This is a genomic window from Allobosea sp. OAE752 (assembly GCF_050433265.1).
Lineage (GTDB): Bacteria > Pseudomonadota > Alphaproteobacteria > Rhizobiales > Beijerinckiaceae > Allobosea > Allobosea spartocytisi.
Window position 1 is genome coordinate 198,221 of sequence record NZ_JBNPXO010000001.1, and the last position, 16,355, is coordinate 214,575.

The 16,355-nt window shown below is 67.1% G+C and carries 19 protein-coding genes and 1 tRNA gene; 11 read left to right on the forward strand and 9 right to left on the reverse strand.

Features of this window, described 5'->3' with window-relative positions:
- Nucleotides 1–8 precede the first annotated feature (8 nt).
- Nucleotides 9–1,508 carry a tripartite tricarboxylate transporter permease gene (locus tag GGC47_RS00910; RefSeq protein ID WP_112764076.1) on the forward strand — a complete coding sequence of 500 codons (1,500 nt, stop codon included), beginning with the start codon at nt 9–11 and terminating at the stop codon, nt 1,506–1,508.
- Here GGC47_RS00910 and GGC47_RS00915 read toward each other — a convergent pair.
- The 4 genes from GGC47_RS00915 to GGC47_RS00930 form a co-directional block, all read right to left on the reverse strand.
- Nucleotides 1,489–2,532, reverse strand: coding sequence for an SDR family oxidoreductase (locus GGC47_RS00915; protein ID WP_429066519.1), 1,044 nt, complete (start codon nt 2,530–2,532; stop codon nt 1,489–1,491). The two genes, GGC47_RS00910 and GGC47_RS00915, sit on opposite strands and share 20 nt — an antisense overlap.
- 160 nt (nt 2,533–2,692) lie before the next feature.
- Complete coding sequence (locus GGC47_RS00920) at nt 2,693–3,190, reverse strand: DUF2059 domain-containing protein (protein ID WP_142020412.1); 498 nt, start codon at nt 3,188–3,190, stop codon at nt 2,693–2,695.
- A gap of 112 nt (nt 3,191–3,302) precedes the next feature.
- Nucleotides 3,303–4,004 carry a ribose-5-phosphate isomerase RpiA gene (gene rpiA / locus GGC47_RS00925; protein ID WP_142020411.1) on the reverse strand — a complete coding sequence of 234 codons (702 nt, stop codon included), beginning with the start codon at nt 4,002–4,004 and terminating at the stop codon, nt 3,303–3,305.
- A 141-nt stretch (nt 4,005–4,145) separates the two neighbouring features.
- The gene (locus tag GGC47_RS00930) at nt 4,146–4,526 is read right to left on the reverse strand and encodes a hypothetical protein (protein WP_113253320.1); all 381 of its coding nucleotides are present in this window, start codon (nt 4,524–4,526) and stop codon (nt 4,146–4,148) included.
- Nucleotides 4,527–4,712: 186 nt separating this feature from the next.
- On the opposite strand from GGC47_RS00930, the gene gph reads away from it, so the two are divergent.
- The 3 genes from gph to petA all read left to right on the forward strand — a co-directional run bounded on the left by gph (nt 4,713) and on the right by petA (nt 6,412).
- Nucleotides 4,713–5,402, forward strand: coding sequence for a phosphoglycolate phosphatase (gph, locus tag GGC47_RS00935; RefSeq protein WP_142020410.1), 690 nt, complete (start codon nt 4,713–4,715; stop codon nt 5,400–5,402).
- A 53-nt stretch (nt 5,403–5,455) separates the two neighbouring features.
- A tRNA-Val gene (locus GGC47_RS00940) sits at nt 5,456–5,530 on the forward strand.
- A gap of 234 nt (nt 5,531–5,764) precedes the next feature.
- Complete coding sequence (gene petA / locus GGC47_RS00945; protein WP_142020409.1) at nt 5,765–6,412, forward strand: ubiquinol-cytochrome c reductase iron-sulfur subunit; 648 nt, start codon at nt 5,765–5,767, stop codon at nt 6,410–6,412.
- Between the two features lie 36 nt (nt 6,413–6,448).
- On the opposite strand, the gene GGC47_RS00950 is transcribed toward petA, so the two are convergent.
- On the reverse strand, nt 6,449–7,525 hold the full coding sequence (locus tag GGC47_RS00950) for a hypothetical protein (RefSeq protein WP_429066525.1): 1,077 nt from the start codon (nt 7,523–7,525) through the stop codon (nt 6,449–6,451).
- Nucleotides 7,526–7,740: 215 nt separating this feature from the next.
- Here GGC47_RS00950 and GGC47_RS00955 point away from each other — a divergent pair, with 215 nt between their 5' ends.
- Together GGC47_RS00955 and GGC47_RS00960 are read left to right on the forward strand one after the other, a co-directional pair.
- On the forward strand, nt 7,741–8,577 hold the full coding sequence (locus GGC47_RS00955) for a lytic transglycosylase domain-containing protein (RefSeq protein WP_429066528.1): 837 nt from the start codon (nt 7,741–7,743) through the stop codon (nt 8,575–8,577).
- A 187-nt stretch (nt 8,578–8,764) separates the two neighbouring features.
- A complete protein-coding gene (locus GGC47_RS00960) occupies nt 8,765–9,343 on the forward strand; it encodes a L,D-transpeptidase (RefSeq protein WP_038361766.1) in 579 nt (192 codons plus the stop codon).
- A 188-nt stretch (nt 9,344–9,531) separates the two neighbouring features.
- Here the strand turns inward: GGC47_RS00960 and GGC47_RS00965 are convergent, their stop codons facing one another.
- Entirely contained in the window at nt 9,532–9,909 is a 378-nt protein-coding gene (locus GGC47_RS00965) for a winged helix-turn-helix transcriptional regulator (protein WP_142020407.1), read from the reverse strand.
- A gap of 139 nt (nt 9,910–10,048) precedes the next feature.
- Between GGC47_RS00965 and GGC47_RS00970 the strand changes: the two genes are divergently transcribed.
- A complete protein-coding gene (locus GGC47_RS00970; protein ID WP_142020406.1) occupies nt 10,049–10,447 on the forward strand; it encodes a DoxX family protein in 399 nt (132 codons plus the stop codon).
- A 5-nt stretch (nt 10,448–10,452) separates the two neighbouring features.
- Nucleotides 10,453–10,842 carry an MAPEG family protein gene (locus GGC47_RS00975; RefSeq protein ID WP_142020564.1) on the forward strand — a complete coding sequence of 130 codons (390 nt, stop codon included), beginning with the start codon at nt 10,453–10,455 and terminating at the stop codon, nt 10,840–10,842.
- Nucleotides 10,843–11,061: 219 nt separating this feature from the next.
- Here the strand turns inward: GGC47_RS00975 and GGC47_RS00980 are convergent, their stop codons facing one another.
- The 3 genes from GGC47_RS00980 to GGC47_RS00990 all read right to left on the reverse strand — a co-directional run bounded on the left by GGC47_RS00980 (nt 11,062) and on the right by GGC47_RS00990 (nt 13,052).
- Nucleotides 11,062–11,862 (reverse strand): endonuclease/exonuclease/phosphatase family protein, encoded by an 801-nt coding sequence (locus GGC47_RS00980; RefSeq protein WP_142020405.1) that lies wholly within the window; start codon nt 11,860–11,862, stop codon nt 11,062–11,064.
- Between the two features lie 207 nt (nt 11,863–12,069).
- Nucleotides 12,070–12,600, reverse strand: coding sequence for a 2'-5' RNA ligase family protein (locus GGC47_RS00985; RefSeq protein WP_142020404.1), 531 nt, complete (start codon nt 12,598–12,600; stop codon nt 12,070–12,072).
- An 86-nt stretch (nt 12,601–12,686) separates the two neighbouring features.
- Nucleotides 12,687–13,052 carry a gamma-butyrobetaine hydroxylase family protein gene (locus GGC47_RS00990; protein ID WP_142020563.1) on the reverse strand — a complete coding sequence of 122 codons (366 nt, stop codon included), beginning with the start codon at nt 13,050–13,052 and terminating at the stop codon, nt 12,687–12,689.
- A gap of 152 nt (nt 13,053–13,204) precedes the next feature.
- Here GGC47_RS00990 and moaA point away from each other — a divergent pair, with 152 nt between their 5' ends.
- The 3 genes from moaA to GGC47_RS01005 all read left to right on the forward strand — a co-directional run bounded on the left by moaA (nt 13,205) and on the right by GGC47_RS01005 (nt 16,352).
- Nucleotides 13,205–14,218 (forward strand): GTP 3',8-cyclase MoaA, encoded by a 1,014-nt coding sequence (gene moaA, locus GGC47_RS00995; RefSeq protein ID WP_142020562.1) that lies wholly within the window; start codon nt 13,205–13,207, stop codon nt 14,216–14,218.
- A 93-nt stretch (nt 14,219–14,311) separates the two neighbouring features.
- Nucleotides 14,312–14,890, forward strand: a complete 579-nt coding sequence (locus tag GGC47_RS01000) for a hypothetical protein (RefSeq protein WP_142020403.1) — start codon at nt 14,312–14,314, stop codon at nt 14,888–14,890.
- Nucleotides 14,880–16,352 (forward strand): hypothetical protein, encoded by a 1,473-nt coding sequence (locus GGC47_RS01005; protein ID WP_142020402.1) that lies wholly within the window; start codon nt 14,880–14,882, stop codon nt 16,350–16,352. Before GGC47_RS01000 ends, GGC47_RS01005 begins: the two co-directional genes overlap by 11 nt.
- Nucleotides 16,353–16,355 lie beyond the last annotated feature (3 nt).

Consider the following 16,355-nt stretch of genomic DNA (forward strand, 5'->3'; position numbering starts at 1 on the left):
CGGATACGATGGAAACGCTGCTTTCGCTTCTCCACGGCTTCACGGTCGCGCTCGAACCCTCGAAGCTGCTGTTCTGCCTGATCGGCGTCTTTCTCGGCACCGCGGTCGGCGTGCTGCCCGGCATCGGCCCGGCCCTGACGGTCGCGCTCCTGCTGCCGGTCACCTTCAAGCTTGACCCCGCCGGCTCGCTCATCATGTTCGCCGGCATCTATTACGGCGGCATGTATGGCGGCTCGACCACCGCGATCCTGCTCAATGCGCCGGGCGAGAGCGCCTCGCTGGCCACCGCGCTCGAAGGCTCGAAGATGGCCAAGGCGGGGCGCGGCGGCCCGGCGCTGGCGACGTCCGCCATCGGCTCCTTCGTCGCCGGCCTGATCGCGACGATCGGCCTCGCCTTCCTGGCGCCGTGGCTGGTCGAGGTCGCGGTGAAATTCGGTCCCTGGGACTATTTCGCGCTGATGATCGTCGCCTTCGTCACGGTCTCGGCGACCTTCGGCGACTCGCCGCTGCGCGGGCTGACCAGCCTGTTCATCGGCATCGCGCTCGGCCTCATCGGCATCGACAAGCTGACCGGGCAGGCCCGCCTGACCTTCGGCGTGCCGGAGCTGCTCAATGGCGTCGAGGTGACCACGCTCGCCGTCGGCCTGTTTGCGGTGGGCGAGGCCTTCTACGTCGCCTCCAAGCGCTCCCACGCTCCGGAGGAGATCATCCCGATCAAGGGCTCGCTCTGGATGACCAAGCAGGACTGGAAGCGCTCCTGGGCGCCGTGGTTGCGAGGCACCGCCTTCGGCTTCCCGATCGGCGCCCTGCCCGCCGGCGGCGCGGAGGTCCCGACCTTCCTCAGCTATTCGACCGAGAAGCGGCTCTGCAAATATCCCGACGAGTTCGGCAAGGGCGCGATCGAGGGCGTCGCGGGGCCGGAAGCCGCCAACAACGCCTCCGCCGCCGGCACGCTGGTGCCGCTCTTGACGCTCGGCCTGCCGACCTCGGCGACGGCCGCGATCATGCTCGCCGGCTTCCAGCAATATGGACTCAATCCCGGCCCGCTGCTCTTCGCCGAAAAGCCGGACCTGGTCTGGGGCCTGATCGCCTCGCTGTTCATCGCCAACGTCATGCTGGTGATCCTGAACCTGCCCCTGATCGGGCTCTGGGTCAGGCTGCTGGCGATCCCGCAGCCCTGGCTCTATGCCGGCATCGTCGTCTTCGCGACGATGGGCACGCTCGCGGTCAACGGCTCGCCGGTCGAGCTCGCCATGCTCTTCATCTTCGGCTTCATCGGCTATCTGATGCGCCGCTACGACTATCCGGTTGCGCCGATGGTGGTCGGGCTCATCCTCGGGCCGATGGCGGAGCAGCAATTGCGACGCGCCCTGCAGATCAGCCTCGGCGACCCGATGATCCTGCTGGAGAACCCGATCTCGGCGACGCTGCTCGGCATCGCCGCGCTCGCCCTGATCGCACCCTTCGCGATGAAGGGGCTGAACCGGTTCAAGGCCTCGGAGGACTGACCAGGCCGAGCCTGAACAGGCTCTCCCCGGTCGCGACCAGCGCTTCCGCCGCCGGTCGCGGCTGCCAGCCGAGCATGGCGATCGCCTTGGCACTCGTCGCGGTCTTCTTCCGTCCGAGCTCGGGCGTCGCAGCCTGACGCGCCGTCGCGCTGAAGCGGGCGACGAGGCGCACCAGCCAGTTCGGCAGCACGACGGTCGAGACGCGGTCTGCGCGCTGGCCGAGCCCCGCCTTCAGCGCCTCCGCGATGGCCCGCATCGTCATGAAGTCGCCGGCCGTGGCCAGGAAGCGCTCGCCGGCGGCGGCAGGGTCGGTCATCGCGCGCAGATGCAGCTCGGCGACATCGCGCACATCGACCACGCCGAACATGAGCTGCGGCACCGCGCGGAGCTTGCCCTCGAGCATGGTCCGGATCAGCACGATCGAGGCCGAGAGATCCGGCCCGAGCAGCGGGCCGAAGATGCCGACCGGGTTGACGACGGCGAGTTCCAGCCCCTGCCCTTCGCCGTCGACGAAATCCCAGGCGGCCTTCTCGGCCAGCGTCTTCGATTTCGGATAGGCGGCGAGCCCCGGTGCGGCGGGATCGGTCCAGTCGCGCTCGTCATAGGGGCGGTCGAGCGGGCGCCCATAGCCGATCGCGGCGAAGGACGAGGTCAGGACCACGCGCTTGATACCGGCGCGATGCGCGGCGCGCAGCACGCGCAGGGTGCCCTCGCGGGCCGGCCGGATCAGCTCGTCCTCGTCGGGGGGCGCCGCCGTCAGAAGCGGCGAAGCGACATGCAGCACATGGGAGCAGCCCGCGACGGCCGCGTCCCAGCCCGCATCGGCCGTCAGATCGGCAATCGCGACCTGAAGCCGCCCGTCGAGCTCGGCCCCCGTAGCGGCCAGGGTGGCCCGCAGGCCGGCCTCGCGCGCCGGCGAGCGCAGGGTCGTGCGGACATCGTAGCCGGCCTTCAGCAGAGCGAGGATGCAATGGCCGGCGAGAAAGCCGGAGCCGCCTGTCACGAGAACGGTCTGGCGGGTCATGCCGAGGCTTTCCATCGCAGGGAGGAAGGGCGGTCAAACACGCTGCGCTTCGCAGTCATGCAGGGACATAAACCCTCCGCCATCGAAGAAAAAAGGCCGGCGGATAATCCACCGGCCTTTCCGAATTCCTTGCAGTGCGGAGCCGCACCGCACGGCCGCGTCAGAGCGTATGACCGCGCTTGCGCATCTCCTGCGAGAAGCGGTCGAACAGGTAGTTGCTGGTCTGGACGCTCCAGGGCTCGAGCTCCTTGAAAAGCGCCTGCATCGCCTCGGAGCGCAGGCTAGTGTAGCGCTTGCCGACATCCGAGGTGAAGAAAGCCGAAACCGCCTTGAGATCGGCCTCGGTCATCTTGCTGGCGAAGATCGCGGCGGCGGTCTTCGTCATCTCCTCGGCGCGCCTGTCGGCCTCCGGCTTCAGCTCGGCGACGACAGCTTTCATGTCGTTGGCCATTTCCGGCCGGGTCGAGACGAGCTGCTGTGCGCTGGCCTCGAACTCCTTGTAGATATTGTCGATGTTCTGCGTGACGCCGGTCAGGGTCATGACCTCGCGGGCCGCCTGCAGATGGCTCGGCGCCAATGAGGGCGCCTGGGCGAAGGCGGGAGCGGCGCAGATGAGCGCCAGGCCCAGAAGCGCGCTGGCGAGAGAGTGGCGGATCATACGTTCAAAACCCCTTCGTCGTTGAGGAGCCGACCGGAGCCCGGCTGCGCCTCCGGACCCGCGGCCCGATCTCGTTCGCGCGTTCCTTAGCGTGGATCGCGCCGGAATGGAATCACTCGATCCGGCCGAGCAGCTTCAGCCCCTCAGCGCCAGCCAGGATGGCCCCCGTCGCGAGGCCGATGAACAGGCCGTGCTCGACCACGCCCGGAACCGTGTTGAGAGCCTGAGCCAATAATTCCGGCTGATCGATGGCGCCGAGATGGGCGTCGAGGATGAAATGGCCGCCATCGGTCAGGAGCGTGCTTCCATCCGGGCGCAGGCGCAGCTTCAGTTCTCCGGCCGCGCCGGACGCCGCGATCGCGGTCGCGACCGCCCGCCGCGTCGCCTCCAGCCCGAAGGGCACGACCTCGATCGGCAGGGGAAAGCGGCCGAGCCGCGGCACGAGCTTGCCGTCATCGGCGATGACGATCATCCGCACTGAAGCCGCCGCGACGATCTTCTCGCGCAGCAGCGCCGCACCTCCACCCTTGATCAGGCGCAGTTGCGGATCGACCTCGTCGGCACCGTCGACCGTCAGGTCGAGTTCGGGCGTCTCGTCGAGGGTCGACATCGGGATGTTCAGGGAGAGGGCCTGGGCCTGCGTCGCCTCCGAGGTCGCGACGCAGATGACGTCGAGCCCCTCGGCCACGCGCCGGCCGAGCAGGTCGACGAAATGCTTGGCGGTCGAGCCCGTTCCGAGCCCCAGCCGCATGCCGGGCCGCACCAGGTCGAGCGCGCGGGCGGCGGCCTGCTTCTTCAGTTCGTCGGCGTTCATCGTCCTGCCCGGGCGTCGGTTTGAGCGAGTGGTTGATTTGAGAAGGTCAGACCCATCCGCAACGGATGACGGCGCCCTCCTGCCGCGCCGGAGCGCGAGAGTCCAGCCCTTTAAAGTCCAGCCTTGCGGCCCGCCACTGCGCTATTTCGCCTGGGGCGTGCACACCGTCTTGTCGTCGAAGACGTAGCAGATGCTCATCTCGCCGGTGCGCAGGTTGACGCGGAAGATGCCGCCCTCCTTCTCGTGCCGGGAGGGCATCAGCCCGTATTCGCCCGGCGTCTGCGGCCCCGCCCCTTCGCCGGCCGGGAAGCAGATGGTGATGCCGACACCGCCTTCCTTGAGCTGGAACTGGCAGGCGCCGACCTCCCCGGTCGCCCTCTCGATCCGGTAGACGCGGTTGAGATCATTCTGCGGCGCCGGCGCGAACTCGAAATTGCCGGCGAAAGCGGGGCCGGCGACGACAAGCGACAGGAAGGACCAGCGCAGGGCGCGCACGCAGCGCAGCGGCAGCTTCTCGACCATCTTCGACATCACAAGGTTCCCTGCCGCGCCGACCTGCGGCGAATCGAGCGCAGGATAGCATCTTGCCGGGCGGATTTGAGGTGGCGTCTGGCCGGGTTGCGCCCGACGCGCTTGCCAAGCCGGAGCGAAAAACCTTTAAGCGATCGCCATGCGGCCGGATCAATCGGCCTGAGGGAAAACGCGACCATGAGCCTCGCCCCCATCGTCGTCTTCGATCTCGACGGCACCCTGGCCGAGACGGCGCCCGACATCATGCGCACGCTCAACGTCATCCTCACGCAGGAGGGCCTGCCGGCCCTGCCCTACGAGCGGGCCCGCGAACTGGTCGGCGCCGGCGCCCGCGCGCTGATCGAGCGCGGCTTCAAGGTCTCGGGTCGCCCGCTCGACGCGGAGACGCTGGAGCGCCTCTTCCAGGACTTCCTGACGATCTACGCGCAGGACGTCGCCTCCAGCAGCCATCTCTTCGACGGCGTGCTCGGCGCGATGGACGCCTTGACCGGCGAGGGCTATGCGCTCGCCGTCTGCACCAACAAGCCGATCCTGCACACGCGGCTGATCCTCGACCATTTCGGCATCACCGACCGCTTCGCCTCGGTGGCCGGGCGCGACACCTTCCCCTTCTTCAAGCCCGATCCGCGCCATCTCACCCTGACGATCGAGGCGGCGAAGGGCGATCCGAAGCGCGCCGTGATGATCGGCGATTCGCGCACCGACATCGCAACCGCCCGCGCCGCCGGCATCCCGTCGATCTGCGTGCCCTTCGGCTATACCGACGTGCCGATCGAGACGCTGGAGCCGGATTTCATCATCCAGCATTTCGACGAGCTTCCCGCCGCCGTCGCGCGCGCCCTCGATCCGGTGGCGATCGCGTCCTGAGCGCAGAACCGTCCTTGACGGCACCGGGCGCGCCGACTAGGAGAGGCCCGTCCGGGCGATTAGCTCAGCGGTAGAGCACTCCCTTCACACGGGAGGGGTCACAGGTTCGATCCCTGTATCGCCCACCATTTCTTCCCGGATGTCCCCGCCTCGATTGCGTACTGCCCTGCAGGACGCCGCGCGGGCGCGCGTCATCGCGCTTGGCGAGAGGCTGGATGTCTCCGGAGCCGGCAGTCTGGATTGAACCGGGAACGCCCCCGGCTCCCTTGTTTTCCGCCTGTGCCGCACCACCTCGAATCAAGGATCGCGCCGCCGGGTTTTCAGCAATCTCGCGACGCCGCTCCGTTCGATCGGAGGCGCCGATGCCCGAGCAAGCCGAAGTCGGATTCCATGGGGAGCAGTCCACCCGGCGGGAGTTTCTGTTCCTGGCCACGGTCGCCTTCGGCGTCGTCGGCGCGACCGCGGCATCCTGGCCCATCATCACCTCGCTGGAACCCTCCGCCGATGTGAGGGCAGCGGGCGTGCCGGTTTCCATCGACCTTTCGCAGATCCAGCCGGGTCAGCAGATCTCGTTCTTCTGGCAAGGAAAGCCGATTTTCGTCCTGCGTCGGACCGAGCAGGCTCTCGCCGAGCTGAAGAATCCGGGCCTGCTCGCCCGGCTCGGCGACCCCGACTCCGCGGTCAACCAGCAGCCGGGCTATGCCAGGAACTGGTGCCGGTCGAGCAAGCCCGAATTCATGGTTCTGATCGCCATCTGCACGCATCTGGGCTGCATACCGCTCCCCAAGCCCGATCTGGGCGATCCCACCATGGAAGCTTCCTGGCCGGGAGGTTATTTCTGCCCTTGCCACGGCTCGAAATACGATCTGGCAGGCCGGGTGTTTCGGGGCGTTCCCGCACCGTACAACCTTCCGGTTCCACCCCATCACTACGCCACCGACACGACGCTCGTGGTCGGCGAGAATCCGGCCGGCGACGACTTCTCGCTGTCGTCGATCGAGCAGCTTTAGGGGCGCGTCTCAGCCACCCGCGTTTTCCCCGAACCGCTATCGCGAGACCCGGGCGGCACCGTCGGGCAGAGGCTGGCCGCCTTTCGCGAGACCTGCGAGCTCCTCCTCGACGCGCTGCGCGATCGGCAGACGGAAATGGAGCGCGTCCCAGTAATTCATATCCTGCGTCGTCACGGGGGAGATGTGGGCATAGTCCACCACGGTCGCGCCGTGACGCCGGGCCAGCCCCGCAATGGCGGTCTTGCAGGCGGCGTAACGCTGCCCCTCCGCGCTGTTCTCGCGCGGGAACGCCGCGACATGCGACGGCGGCAGGACCAGCATCAGGCGGGTCGATTTCGGGTAGGCCGAGATCGTCTCTTCCAGCCAGTCGAGAGCCGGGAAGCGCCAGCCGATGCTCTCCGAGATCGGAACCGGCATCCGCGGCAAGGGCGCCAGGTCGAGGGGCCGGCCGCCGTTGTTCTGATAGATATGGCTGCGGGCGCGGGCGAGATCGTAGCTTTCTTCCGGCGGGGTGAAGACCCCGTAGCCGTCGCCGCGCAGGCGCTCGGTCGCCAGGCCGAAGCGATAGGCGAGCAGCCGGCCGGCAATCTCGAGATTGGTCAGGTTCATCAGCTTGAGCCAGTCGAACCAGCGCACCTCGCGCGAGAACCAGGCTGGCACCGGCCTCGGCGTGCGCCATTTCGACGGATCGGTCGCGTCGGCCTCGCACCAGTTCGCGTCGAGCCCCCAGATCAGCCAGCGCGGCGCGGCGGTGTGCTGGCGGAAGAGGCGTGCGGCCTGCATCTGCTCCCAGGGCGTGGCGGCGTTCATGGCGAGATTGACGAAACGGGCGCCGAGATCGCGCGACAGCGCCTGCGGGTCGATCAGCCGCATGGTCGAGGTGCCGACGACCGCCGCGTCGAAGGCCCCCGAGCGCACGAGCTGCGGGTACATGTAGCGCTGGTTGATATCCATGATCGGCCGGGCCGCCTGCCCGGCATGAACGCGCATGCCGAACGGGTCGAGCACCGCGACGAAGGCGAGCAGCAACCCGGCGAAGGCGAGCGCCGCCAGCAGGAACCACCGCGACCAGACAATCCAGGCCTTCGCCATCTCGGGCTGTTGCTCCGTCATCCGACCGCCATTCCGGCCGCCGCGTTGCGCGCCTCTTCGCACAGGCAGGCCCTCCCGGACAATCCGCAAGCGATGTCGCGGGCTGGCTGCGACGCGCCGGACATGCGAGAGAAGCCGGCCATGCCTCGGGATCCTCGCCGCCGCCTGCTCCGCCCGACCGGTTGCATCGCCGCCCTGCTCGTCGCGGCGATGGCAGCACTCGCGCCCGCGCCGCCTTGCCCGAAGAGGTCGCCCTGCCCTCCTCCGGTATCGAGGATGCGCTCTGCCGGCTGATCGACGACGCGGCGCGGACGCATTCCGTGCCGAGCGCCTTCCTGACGCGGCTGATCTTCCAGGAATCGAGCTTCCGGCCCGGCGTCACCAGCCCGGCCGGCGCGCAGGGCGTGGCGCAGTTCATGCCGGGCACGGCGCGCGAACGCGGCCTCATCGATCCCTTCGACCCCGAGCAGGCTGTGCCGAAGGCGGCGCATTTCCTGGCGGAGCTGCGCGACCGCTTCGGCAATTGGGGGCTCGCCGCCGCAGCCTATAATGGCGGGCCAAACCGGATCGCGGGCTGGCTCGCGGCCCGCAAGGCCAAGCAGAGCCGCTTCCTGCCCTTCGAGACGGAGAACTACGTCGTCGCCGTCACCGGCGCCTCCGTCGAGGACTGGGCTGAGGATGCGGAGAACACCGCCAATGGCGACGGGCGCTCGCCGCCGCCGCTCCCAGCCACGCGCGACACGCAGACGGCCTGCGCTCCGACGTTGGTCGCGATCCGCCGCGCACGTCCGGCCCTGCCGATGATCGCGGAAGCGCCCTTCGCGCCCTGGGGCGTGCAGCTCGCCGGCAATTTCTCGAAATCGCGGGCGCTGGCTTCCTTCCAGCGGGCCGGAGCGCGCCACCGCAGCATCATCGGCGATCTGCAGCCCATGGTGATCGGCACGCGCCTGCGCAGCCGCGGGACGCGCGCCTTCTATCGGGTGCGGCTGCCGGCGCCGACGCGGGCCGCGGCGACCGCACTGTGCCGGCGCATCCAGGTCGATCGGGGCGCCTGCGTCGTGTTGAGGAGCTGAGTCGCGGCCTTCACCGGTGCGCGATGTTGCAGACGCGCAACGCGGCAAAGCAAAGCTCGTCCGCTCTCATCGATGTGATGGCGGCGCAATTGCACGGCCCAAATGAGTCTGACAGGACATTGAGGAGACGTTGACTTTTCCGTGTCAACTTCGTGCCCAGCGCCACCGACCGCCCGAGGTTCATCCGATGCTCCGCTCCACCCGTCTGGCCGTGCTTGCCGGCCTTGGCCTGCTCGCTCTGGGCACCGCTGCCCGAGCCGAAATCGACCCGCTGACGCGTCAGCCGCTGGTCACCTATGTCGATCCGGCGAAGGCCCAGGCCACCGCCATTCCGCGTGAAATCGTCAGCTACCCGACCAAGCAGCGGCCGGGCACGATCGTGGTCGATACCAACGAGCGCCGCCTCTATTACGTGCTGCCCGACGGCAAGGCCGTGCGCTACGGCGTCGGCGTCGGCCGCCCGGGCTTCGACTGGTCGGGCGCGCACGCCATCACACGCAAGGCCGAATGGCCTGGCTGGACGCCGCCGGCCTCCATGCTGAAGCGCCGCCCCGACCTGCCGCGCCACATGGCCGGCGGCCCGGACAACCCGCTCGGCGCCCGCGCCCTCTATCTCGGCTCGACGCTCTACCGCATCCACGGCTCGAACGAGCCGGAGACGATCGGCCAGGCCGTCTCCTCGGGCTGCATCCGCATGCTGAACGAGGACGTCATCGACCTCTACGAGCGTGCCAAGGTCGGCACCCGCGTCGTCGTGGCGCGCTGAGCCGCCGATCCGCGATCACGTGAAAAGGCCGGCGGCGACGCCGGCCTTTTTTATTTGCGCAGGCGCCGCCCTCATCCCGGCCAATGGCACACCTCCGGATGGCTGCCCCTCGGGGGATGAGGTGGCCCGAGAATAGGCGCGGTGTGTGAGGGCGAGGATAAGTTTGCGGCAAGGCCCGCTTTCGGCTCTTAGCGGTCTTTGCGCTTCCGGCCCGGCCCGGTTTTTCCGGGAACAGTTTTACCGTATTCCTCCCACCAGGCCGCCAGCGCGGCCATCGTCGGGCCGAGCGCCAGCGCCTTTTCCGTAATCGCGTACTCCACCCGTGGCGGCACCTCGGCGAAGACCGTGCGCGTGACGAGTCCGTCCGCCTCCAGCTCGCGCAACTGGGCCGTCAGCATGTGCTGCGTGATCCCCGCGATGGCCTTCCGCAACTCGCCGAAGCGATGCATCCGCTGATGAAGGAGCCACATGATCTCCAGCTTCCACTTCCCGGACAGCATCGCGAAGGCGCGCCGCATCTCGTCCTGCATCGTGGAGACGTCTCGGCCCATGGTTATCTTTTCCATACTAGGCGTTCGTAATTCATCCTACTTGCTGAATTTCATATAGCCATCCATTTTCGACCCATCGACAAGCGGCCGCCGCTTCCGACCGCTCCTCCTCACTCCATCAGAACGCGCCGCCGCGTGCGGCGATCGAGAACGCATGTCCGCACAATTCATCTACTGGGTCAGCACCGCGCTCCTCGCGGCGCTCTACCTCTCTTCCGCCACCCTCTACCTGATCAAGGGCGCCTGGGTCCGGGAGACCATCCTGGGTCTCGGATACCCCGCCTATCTCGTTCGGTTCATGATCGTCGTGAAGGTGCTCGCGCCGATCGCGATCCTTTCCCGGTTCAACGTCCCGCTCAGCGATCTCGCCTATGCCGGCATCCTGTTCCACCTGATCCTGTCCGGCCTCGCCCATATCGGCGTCGGAAAGCCGAAGGGCGCCGTGCCTGCGGTGGTGGGCCTCGCGCTGCTAGCAGGATCCTTCCTCACCCAGAACGCCGCCCGGGAGGCGCCCTCTCCCTACGGTGGCCCCATCATCGGCAGCCGGCAGTGACCACGATGCCGTTCCTCTCGGTCACGACGGTCTTCGCGGCGCTGTTCCTGCTCGCGCTGGTCGGTCTCTCGGTGCCGGTCTCCGTCCGGCGAGCCCGCATCGGGGTGCTCGTCGGCGAAGGCGACGACGTCCTGCTACGCCGCCTCATCCGCGCGCACGGCAACTTCGTCGAATATGCCCCCCTCGGCCTGATCGGGCTTGGGCTCGTCGAGGCGGCCGCTGCACCCCTATGGCTCGTTATCTCGATCGGCAGCGCGCTTCTCGTCGGGAGGATCGCGCATGCGATCGGGATGTGGCGCGACACCGCCGAGCTTCGAGGAATCGGCATCGCGCTGACGCATCTAAGCGTCTTGGTTCTGGCCGGGACGTTGACCGCAAAGATTGTGTCGGGATAGCTCTCGGTTGGCAAAAGCGCTGAGATACTTGCGTCCGCTTCCGACCCTAAGCAGACATCTCGGAAAGGCATCTTGCCGTCAGTCACGTGCCTCGTGCGGACATTGAGCCCACCCAGACCGGACGCTCTGCGCTCATGGGACAAATGATCGATCCTCGATCCTAAGCGACCTCTCCGAGCGCTTGGTGGGGTGCGGGCGCCACGGCTTCGGCCAAGCCTGTCACACTGTCAGAACCAGGGGACAATGGTCCGAGACTTCGGGCTCGGCGACCACGGTGAAGTCCGTCACCTCCACGTGACCGTTGACAAGCATATAATCAGCGAATTTTCCGGCTTTCGAATAGTGAGACGTGCGGGTGCTGCCGAACCCCCGTGCGGTGACGAGATCAGCCAAACCGATGCGGCCGAGGATCTCGAAGGTTTGGCTCCCAGGATCGACGTTGAAGTCTCCACAGACGACGACAGGATCGCCGGGTTCCGCGATCTGCTGAACGAGTTCCGCCAGCCGGTTGGCTTGCGCGATCCTTTCGGGAGTATCGCCCTTTCCTCCGAGGTCGCGTAAGCCATGCATGTGGACAACGCAGATGAACCGCGCCTTCTCGAAATCGAAAACCCGGACGACATGGGCGCTTCGGGACCTCGGGTGCTCGCCATAGCCATAAGGGGAGAAGGCTTTGTGGACGAAGCCTTGCACCTGTCCTGTGATCGGCAGCGTGCGGCGCACGAATGTTGCTAGGCCCCACTGTGACGGGATGGATGTCTCCCCATCCCAGAGCACCCCTTGCGCTGCCGGGCAGAAGATGGGCGTGTGGTCCGGGAGAGCCCGCGCAACATCGCGAAACATGTTCGCTCGTTGCGGGAGAATGTGGCTTCCGTCTCGATAGGTCAGCCACTCTTTCGTGGTCTCGGGGCTGTGCACCACCTCCTGCAGGCAGAGGATGTCGGGAGATGACGCCTCCAGATAAGCTATGAGCGGCACATGGAGCTTCCCGCCCCAGCCGTTTAGACACATGATCTTCATCTATCAGCCTTGAGCCTCGACTGTTCCATGCCGGAGGGATTGTAGCGGTGGCAATGGTTCGGGATCGATAGCCTCGCGGCAAGTTGGATCACCTCGCGGCAAAAGCCGACCTTGTCGCCTTGCCCGTAAGCGGACGCTGGCGGCGCTGGGGCGAGGCGTCCGCTCCCGACCCAACTCGGACGTTCCTGCGGGTTCTGTTCGGCTAGCTCAGAGCAGCTTCCGCAACTCGAAAGGAGCGATAGGTGGGAAGTAGATGCAGTCGAGAGCGTCGAAAATCACATCAAACACGCTGCTAGCTTCGCGGGCGAAGGCTAGCGCCGCGTCACGCCGATCATCCCTCACCCGCGTGCCTAGCGTGCAATGAGGTTTCCATGTCCCAGGCCGGTAATGCGGACGACATGAGGCGGGGTGGATGGCTGCGTGGATTGCCTCGTGGATGTCCCGCAAGACTGCACTGAAACGGGGCGACGCCCATAGAACCATCGGCGGCCCATCAAAGCTGCAAATGGCATCAAAGGTCAGCGTGACCGGGCGCAGGTTTTTGCTGGCTTGATCGAGCGCGTCTCGAACCTCGACCTCTCGCACCGTTTCATCATCGTAGATGGCCAGAGTGACGTGGGGCGGGTAGCCAAGGAGGGCCATTGAGGGATGGTCCTCGAACCGCTGAACATCATTCCACAGCGCGCGAACGCTGTCCGCGCTCGGATGATCGCTCCTAAGTGAAATAGCGAACCCCATTCTTCGGCTCCCGCGCCTAATTTCTCACCGATCAAAGATCCGCTCCCGACCCAGAACTGTCTCTCCTCACACCGCCTTCGCCGCCCCTAGCGCCGTCCCCCCCGCGACAGCCCCTTCTCGGCCAGAGCGGCCTCATACGCCTTCATCTTCTCCCCGGCCTGCTCGCCGAGCTCGCGCAGATAGTCCCAGGCATAGATGCCGGTGTCGTGCATGTCGTCGAAGCCGAGCCTGACGGCATAGTGCCCGACAGGCTCGACACGCAGGATCTCGACCTCGGCCTTGCCGGGAACGATGGTCTTCTGGCTGGGATGATGGCCCTGGACCTCTGCGGAGGGGCTCTCGACGCGCAGCAGCTCGGCCGGCAGCGCGAAGCTCGCGCCGTCGTCGAAGGTGACGTGGAGGGTGCGGCGGTCCTTGGCGAGGCGGATCTCGGTCGGCCAGGATGACATGATCGTGCAGTTCCTCATCGCCATGCGCGGCAGCCATGCGCTTGACCTTCAGCGCATCGATGCCAATGTCTCGCTATAGCAATGTGAAGAAGCGTCCGCATCCAGCGCGGAGCGGCGCCGCATCCGGAGTTGAGGCAGACGTGCTGCTCGACGACATGAAACCGCTGACGCGGTCGCCCCTGGTCGATCCGTTCGGCCGCACGATTTCCTATCTGCGCATCTCGGTGACGGATCGCTGCGATTTTCGCTGCGTCTATTGCATGGCCGAGAACATGCAGTTCCTGCCCCGCAAGGAATTGCTGACGCTCGAGGAGCTCGACCGGATCGCCACCGCCTTCGTCGCCCGCGGCACGCGCAAGCTCAGGCTCACCGGCGGCGAGCCGCTGGTGCGCCGCGACATCATGAGCCTGTTCCGCTCGCTCTCGCGCCATCTCACCTCGGGCGCGCTCGACGAATTGACGCTGACCACCAATGGCTCGCTGCTGCACAAATATGCCGACGAGCTTGCCGGCTACGGGGTGCGGCGCATCAACGTCTCGCTCGACACGCTCGACGCCGACAAGTTCCGCGAGATCACCCGGCGCGGCGATCTCAGCGTGGTGCTCGCCGGCATCGAGGCGGCGCGCAAGGCCGGCATGCGGGTCAAGATCAATGCGGTCGCGCTCAAGGGCGTCAATGACGACGAGATCGAAGAGCTGATGCTCTGGTCGCACGGCCTCGGCATGGACCTCACCCTGATCGAGGTGATGCCGATGGGCGAGATCGAGGCCGGGCGCATCGACCAGTACCTGCCGCTCTCGGTGGTGCGCGGGCGCCTGATGGACAAGTACTCCCTCGTCGACGATCCCTACCGTACCGGCGGGCCGGCGCGCTATGTCCGCGTCAAGGAGACCGGCGGGCTCGTCGGCTTCATCACGCCGCTGACCCATAATTTCTGCGAGAGCTGCAACCGCGTGCGCCTGACCTGCACCGGCACGCTCTATATGTGCCTGGGCCAGGAGGACGCCGCCGATCTGCGCGCCGCCGTGCGCGCGTCGAAGGACGATGTCCTGCTCTTCCGCACCATGGACGAAGCGATCGCGCGCAAGCCCAAGGGCCATGATTTCGTCATCGACCGCCGCCATGCGCGCCCCGCGGTCGGCCGCCATATGAGCGTGACCGGCGGCTGAGCAGGGCACGCCCCTGCCCTTCCCTTGACCGGCCGGGCGAATGCGGTAACCGTCGTGGCCATGGCGGGTCGGTTGCGTTCGATATTCAGGGCAATGATGGGGCGGCTGCGGGCGGCCGGAAGCGCGCTTTACGAAGCCGCATGCCAGACGCATGCCGCCCGGCTGGCGATCATGGCGGCGCGGCTGCGGCGCGAGACGCCACTCGTCGCCATCCTCATCGCCGCGATCCTGCTCTTCTGCCTCCATCTCGGCTGGGCGACCGGCCGCAGCGTCCATGCGGTGCTCTCGCCGGCATCCCCGACCGGAATCGGCGCCACGCTCGCCGGCCTCGTTGTCGGGCTCGCCGTGATCGAGCTTGCCGCCGCCTTCGCGATCACGCTGATGACCGCCGGGCTGCAGCTCGCCTACGACACCGGCCGGCATTGCATGCTCGCGCTCCTCGTCGTCGCCAGCGCCTTTGCCCTGCTCGGGCTGGGCTGGCGGCTCTGGGAAACGAGCCCCGCCGCCATCGTCGGCGCGATCCTGCCGGCGCTGGGGGCAGCCGGGCTCGTCGTGCTGACGCTCTGGTTCGAGCGCGCCTATCTGCGGCCGGCCTATCCCGGCTTCCGTGATTTCTGGGTGGATGTCGTCGATGCCCGCCATTTCCTGATGCGGTCCGCCCATGGCGAATGAGAACGGCAGCGGCGAGCCCCGTCGACGCGAGGCCATCGCGCCGATCACGGCGCATCACCTCGCGGAATCCGTGAAGGCCGGCCATCACGGCGCCAGCGACGCGGTCGAAAACCAGCCGCCGGCCCATGCGACGATGCTGTCGCAGACCGAGCAGACGCTGGTCGCGCGGGCCCGCGAGCATTTCAACACGATCCGGCAGGAGGCGGCAGCGAGCCTCAACGCGCTCCAGGCCGAGATCGCGAGCCGGCGCGAATTGTTCACCCAGCAGCGCTTCGAGGGCCGCGTGCGCAGCATCGAGGCTGCGATGCGCGCGATGCTGAACAAGCATGGCAGCGAGCTGGAGCAGCGCGTCTACGACGCGCTCAGGGCCAAGCGCGAATACGCCTTCTTCAACTACGAGAACAAGCGCCGCGCCGACCCCAAGCTCGACAAATGGCAGTTCATCCTGTTCTTCCTGGTCGTGCCGCTGGTGATCGAGAGCCTGCTCAACGGCAATTTCTTCGCCGAGGCCAGCGATTTCGGCCTGATCGGCGGCGCGGCGACGGCCGTGATCATCTCGGCGCTCAACATCGCGCTCGGCTTCTTCATGGGGGTGGGGCCGGCGCGCTACTGCCAGCATGTGAAGAGCTCGCATCTGTTCTGGGCGCTGCCGGCCTATGCCGGGATGATCGCGCTGATCGTGCTGTTCAACCTCGCCGTCGGCCATTATCGGGAGATGCTGATCGCCAATCCCGATGCGCGCTCCTTCCAGGTGATGCCGCGCATGCTGGAGAACCCCTTCGCGATCTACGACCTCAAATCGGTCGCGCTCGTCATCATCGGCTGCATCGTCGCCTTCGTCTCGGCGACCAAGGGGTATTCGGCCTTCGGCAGCTATCCCGGCCATGCCGCCGCCTACAAGCGCTGGCGCCAGCGCTGGAGCGCGGTCGAGGAAGAAAGGCGCCGGCTCGATGTCGAGTTGCTGCCGGAGATGGAGGCGCTCAGGACGCAGGTCGACGGCTTCCGCGAGGAATGCCGCGACGAGCTCGGCAAGCTGCAATCCTTCAAGGCCAGGGCCGAGAAGGCGCGCGACCTCCACATCTCCCGCCTCGGGCAGCTTCGCGCCGCCAAGGACGCGGCGATGATGCAGTATCGCGAGGCCAATCTGCGCGTTCGGACCGACCTGCCGCCGGCCTATTTCTCGCAATCGCTCAACCTTGCCGAGATCGACCAGCCCGGCGAATTGCCGGAATACACCGCCGCGCGCCGACAGATCGAGGATTTCGAGCGGCAGCTCGGATCGATGCCGGCCCTGATCGAGGCGACGCTGAAGGACCGGCTCGTGCTCCTGCGCGGCATCGACCTCGCCGGCGAGGTCGAGCAGGTCAAGCTGCGCGCGGCACAGGCCGGGCGCGAAGCCTTCGAGCGCGACGAGGCGGCGCAGAAGCAGGCGGCCGAGGAATTCGCCGCCATGCAGCGCTAGAGG